This is a genomic window from Enterobacter sp. ZOR0014 (genome assembly GCF_000798855.1).
Taxonomy (GTDB): domain Bacteria; phylum Pseudomonadota; class Gammaproteobacteria; order Enterobacterales; family Enterobacteriaceae; genus Enterobacter; species Enterobacter kobei.
In genome coordinates this window covers 1-5043 of sequence record NZ_JTLF01000217.1, presented here as the reverse complement: position 1 = coordinate 5043, position 5043 = coordinate 1, and the positions used below count along the sequence as shown (strand labels likewise).

The window sequence follows — 5043 nt, the reverse complement described above, 5'->3', positions numbered from 1 at the left end:
GTTTTCTCCCTCTCCCCGTGGGAGAGGGCCGGGGTGAGGGCATCAGCCCGCACCGATAACGCACTTACGCGTTCTTCAGCACTTCGCTGACAATCTCTACGGCTTCTTTCTCGATCTGCTGACGGTGCTCAGCGCCGAGGAAGCTTTCGCAATAGATTTTATACGCGTCTTCCGTACCGGACGGACGTGCAGCGAACCAACCGTTGTCGGTCATTACTTTCAGACCCCCGATAGACGCGCCGTTACCCGGTGCAGCCGTCAGACGCGCGGTGATCGGATCCCCTGCCAGGGTGCTGGCACTGACCATCTCCGGAGAGAGTTTAGACAGCGCCGCTTTCTGGGCTGAGGTCGCGCTCGCCTGAATACGGTTGTAGCTTGGCGCACCAAAACGTGCCGCCAGGTCGTTGTAATGTTCCTGCGGGTTCTTACCGGTGACCGCGGTGATCTCCGCCGCCAGCAGGCACATGATGATACCGTCTTTATCGGTTGACCATGGCGTGCCGTCGAAACGCAGGAAGGATGCCCCGGCGCTCTCTTCACCACCGAAGCCGAAGCTGCCGTCGTGCAGACCGTCAACAAACCATTTGAAGCCCACCGGCACTTCCACCAGCTTGCGGCCCAGCGCGTCGACCACGCGGTCGATCATCGCGGAAGAGACCAGCGTTTTACCAACAGCCACCTCTTTGCCCCACTGCGGACGATGCTGGAACAGGTAGTTGATCGCCACTGCCAGATAGTGGTTCGGGTTCATCAGCCCGGCAGGGGTGACGATACCGTGACGGTCATAATCCGGGTCGTTAGCAAACGCCAGATCGAATTTGTCGCGCAACGCCAGCAGGCCCGCCATCGCACACTCGGAGGAGCAGTCCATACGGATCGCGCCGTCTTTATCCAGGTGCATAAAGCGGAAGGTCTGATCGATGTGATCGTTCACGATGGTCAGATCCAGCTTGTAATGCTCGGCAATGCGTTTCCAGTACTCGATACCAGAGCCGCCCAGCGGGTCCACGCCCAGCTTCAGGCCTGCTTTCTGAATCGCCGCCATGTCGACGATATCCGCCAGCCCTTCCACGAACGGCTGAACCAGATCCTGCTCTTTTACATGACCGGACGTCATTGCCGCATCCAGAGAGATGCGTTTCACGCCTTTCAGACCGTCAGCCAACAGCGCGTTTGCGCGGTCTTCTACCACTTTGGTGACGTTAGTATCTGCCGGGCCACCGTTAGGCGGGTTGTATTTAATGCCCCCGTCTTCCGGCGGGTTGTGGGATGGCGTGATAACAATCCCGTCAGCCAGCGCGCCACCCTTTTTGTTGTGCACCAGGATAGCGTTAGACACCGCCGGCGTTGGCGTGAAGCCGTTATGCTCCTGCACAATCACGTCGACGCCGTTTGCCGCCAGCACTTCCAGCACAGAGATGAACGCCGGTTCAGACAGCGCATGGGTATCTTTCCCCACGTAGCACGGACCGGTAACGCCGTTTTTAGCGCGCTCTTCCGCAATGGCCTGAGCAATGGCCAGAATGTGCGGTTCGTTAAAGCTATGGCGTGCCGCGCTGCCGCGGTGACCAGATGTACCAAACTTCACTGCGTGTTCTGCGTTGCCCACGACCGGTTTCAGCACGTAATACTGCGCGGTCAGCTGAGCGACGTTAATCAAATCGCTTTGTTGTGCAGGTTGGCCTGCACGGCTGTGATTTGCCATTACCGGGTCCTTCTGATGCAAGGGTTAAATTGTACCGCAAACCTTTTCAATCAATTCCGCCGGGAACTGCATGGACTGCATGATGTGTTCAATCATGCTGCACTTGCGGCCCGTATTGGTATTGGTGATCACCCAGTATGGGGTTCCAGGGACATGTTTAGGTTTGGTTTGGTTGCCATTTTGCAGCAGCGTTTGCTCGTCACCCGCGAAATAGACGCGAGTACGACCGTGCAGCGACTCGGTCGCTTCAGCAAACGCTTTGTTATCCAGGGAGTAAAGTGTAGACAGCACCAGCATAAAGCGGTTAACCGCCTTTTTCTGCTCCGCATACTCGTCGGACAGCAGCAGCTCGCGCATCGCGCGTACTTTATCTTTTACCGGCGTCACGGCAGGCTTTGCTTGTGCAACAACGCTCGGCTGAGACACGACATCTTTGGTGACTGGGGTAGCAGGCTGTGAAGCGGCGGAAATTTTAAGCATGCGCCGTAAAATGTCGGACGCGCTCTCCCCGATATGCCGCGTTTGGCTGGCAATATACTGATAGAGTTCGTCATCAACTTCGATTGTTTTCATCTTAATCCAGTGCGATATCTTATCTGAATACAAGTCATTGGGATTATAAGGTCAAATCCCAACAGCGGATAGCGTCAAACCAGGTTGGCGGCAAAAGTCAGATTAAACTGGAACCTTGCGGCCGGGCGGCAGAATGGTCAACATGATACCCTAACCTGACAAACGTAAAAAAAGAACTTTGCCATGAAATTGAATACCCGAGCGCAAACTGCACAATCGCCGAACAATAATCCTCCCATCGTACTGGTTCACGGACTTTTTGGCAGCCTGGATAACCTGGGCGTGCTGGCGCGCGATCTGGTTACCGATCACGATATTTTACAGGTCGATATGCGCAACCACGGACTTTCCGGGCGCGCAGACGAGATGACCTACGCGGCAATGGCGCAGGATCTCCTGGATACGCTCGACGCCCACAACCTGCAGAAAGTGACCCTCATCGGGCATTCGATGGGTGGTAAAGCGGTCATGGCGCTCACAGCACTGGCACCTGAGCGAATTTCCGGGCTGATGGTGATTGATGTCGCCCCAGTGGATTACGACGTTCGCCGTCACGATGAGATCTTCGCGGCAATTAATGCGGTGACGGAGGCCGGCGTTTCCACCCGTCAGCAGGCAGCAGCCGTGATGCGTGAGCATCTTGATGAAGAAGGCGTGGTGCAATTCCTGCTGAAGTCGTTTGTTGAGGGGCAATGGCGTTTTAACGTCCCGGTGCTGTGGGACCAGTATAATAACATCGTGGGCTGGGAGGCCGTCCCCGCCTGGCCGCATCCTACCCTCTTCATTCGCGGCGGTAACTCGCCTTACGTTACTGATGCTTACCGCGACACGCTGCTGGCACAATTCCCGCAGGCGCGCGCCCATGTAATTGCCGGTGCCGGGCATTGGGTACATGCGGAAAAACCTGAAGCAGTCCTGCGCGCCATTCGTCGCTATCTCACTGATACGGCAAATTGATTAAAAAGAGAGCGACTGGAAGACGACGGGCTTCCAGTCGTTGGCGTGCCGTTTTTGCTGATGTATGATGGCGCGCTTATCGCCCGGGCATTAGCAGGGCGGCGTGTTTCCCCCGAAGTCTCTGAATCATGGCCAAAGAACAAACGGACCGTACGACACTAGATCTGTTCGCGAATGAGCGTCGACCGGGACGACCGAAAACGAATCCGCTTTCGCGCGACGAACAGCTGCGTATTAATAAACGCAACCAGCTTAAACGCGATAAAAATCGTGGGCTTAAGCGTGTCGAATTGAAGCTCAATGCTGACGCTGTCGATGCGCTTAACGAGCTGGCGGAAGCGCGTAATATCAGCCGCAGCGAGCTCATTGAAGAGATGCTGATCGCCCAGCTTGAGACATTGCGCAGCCAGGCATAAGTCTGAAAAACCCCTTTTTTACCCTTTTCATGTAGCACAGAGTGCAGTCCTGCGCGATAGCGGTTTCCGCAGGGTTGCCTGTTCTGCTATTATTGCCCTTATCCGTGGCCGAATTGCGCCACCATACCATTAAGTTTCAAGAGGTTATTTTACTCATGGCAATCATCGGCATTTTCTTCGGCAGTGATACCGGCAATACCGAAAATATCGCAAAAAACATTCAGAAACAGCTCGGTAAAGACGTTGCTGATGTGCATGACATCGCCAAGAGCAGCAAAGAAGATCTCGAGGGCTACGACATTCTGCTGCTGGGTATTCCAACCTGGTACTACGGTGAAGCACAGTGCGACTGGGATGATTTCTTCCCAACGCTGGAAGAGGTGGACTTCAACGGCAAGCTGGTTGCCCTGTTTGGCTGTGGCGATCAGGAAGACTATGCCGAGTACTTCTGCGACGCGCTGGGCACTATCCGCGACATCATTGAGCCGAACGGCGCCGTTATTGTCGGTCACTGGCCCACTGCCGGTTACCACTTTGAAGCCTCCAAAGGTCTTGCCGATGACGATCACTTCGTGGGTCTGGCCATCGACGAAGACCGTCAGCCTGAGCTCACCGCTGAGCGCGTAGAGAAGTGGGTTAAGCAGATCCGTGAAGAACTGCACCTGGACGATATTCTCAACGCCTGATTTTCGCGGCGCAACGGCGGTTGCGCCCGTTTTCCAGGTAAAACCGATTAAATTAATTGCTACAAACTTTTAACTTTTTCGCTCAGACCTGTACAATGTTTCCCTGGTAAAATGTGGTTTTCATTTCACAAGTTTGTCGGTGATACCCCATTTTTATAAGCATACTTTGCCTGAGACTTGCAGTTTTCATTTAGCCGTGGCAGTTCTATAATGAGACGCAATATCCAAGGTGCATTTTCTGTCACTTCTTTCAGAAGTGAATCGTTTAGCAACAGGACAGATTCCGCATGACTGACAACAATACCGCATTAAAGAAGGCTGGCCTGAAAGTAACGCTTCCTCGGTTAAAAATCCTCGAAGTGCTTCAGGGTCCAGACAACCACCATGTCAGTGCGGAAGACCTCTATAAACGTCTTATCGACATGGGTGAAGAGATTGGTCTGGCCACCGTTTATCGCGTGCTGAACCAGTTTGATGACGCGGGCATTGTTACCCGTCATAATTTCGAAGGCGGTAAATCTGTATTCGAACTGACCCAGCAGCATCACCACGATCACCTGATCTGCCTCGATTGCGGCAAGGTCATTGAATTCAGCGATGATTCCATCGAATCGCGTCAGCGTGAAATCGCCGCTCGTCATGGCATCCGCCTGACCAACCACAGCCTGTACCTGTATGGTCACTGCGCTGAAGGTGATTGATGTTC

6 protein-coding genes are annotated in these 5043 nt (G+C 54.2%); 4 read left to right on the top strand and 2 right to left on the bottom strand.

Translation table 11 applies throughout. The annotated features are described in order from the left end of the window. Positions 1-64: 64 nt before the first annotated feature. Complete coding sequence (gene pgm, locus L977_RS11590; RefSeq protein ID WP_047625794.1) at positions 65-1705, bottom strand: phosphoglucomutase (alpha-D-glucose-1,6-bisphosphate-dependent); 1641 nt, start codon at positions 1703-1705, stop codon at positions 65-67. A gap of 24 nt (positions 1706-1729) precedes the next feature. Beyond that, positions 1730-2278, bottom strand: a complete 549-nt coding sequence (gene seqA, locus L977_RS11585; protein WP_014883019.1) for a replication initiation negative regulator SeqA — start codon at positions 2276-2278, stop codon at positions 1730-1732. 183 nt (positions 2279-2461) lie between these two features. Here seqA and ybfF point away from each other — a divergent pair, with 183 nt between their 5' ends. From ybfF to fur, 4 genes are all read left to right on the top strand, one after another. Beyond that, positions 2462-3235, top strand: coding sequence for an esterase (gene ybfF / locus L977_RS11580; RefSeq protein WP_047625793.1), 774 nt, complete (start codon positions 2462-2464; stop codon positions 3233-3235). A gap of 128 nt (positions 3236-3363) precedes the next feature. Continuing rightward, complete coding sequence (ybfE, locus tag L977_RS11575) at positions 3364-3651, top strand: LexA regulated protein (RefSeq protein ID WP_014883017.1); 288 nt, start codon at positions 3364-3366, stop codon at positions 3649-3651. Positions 3652-3806: 155 nt separating this feature from the next. After that, positions 3807-4337 (top strand): flavodoxin FldA, encoded by a 531-nt coding sequence (gene fldA / locus L977_RS11570; protein WP_008501067.1) that lies wholly within the window; start codon positions 3807-3809, stop codon positions 4335-4337. A gap of 287 nt (positions 4338-4624) precedes the next feature. After that, on the top strand, positions 4625-5038 hold the full coding sequence (gene fur, locus L977_RS11565) for a ferric iron uptake transcriptional regulator (RefSeq protein ID WP_047625792.1): 414 nt from the start codon (positions 4625-4627) through the stop codon (positions 5036-5038). Positions 5039-5043: the final 5 nt, after the last annotated feature.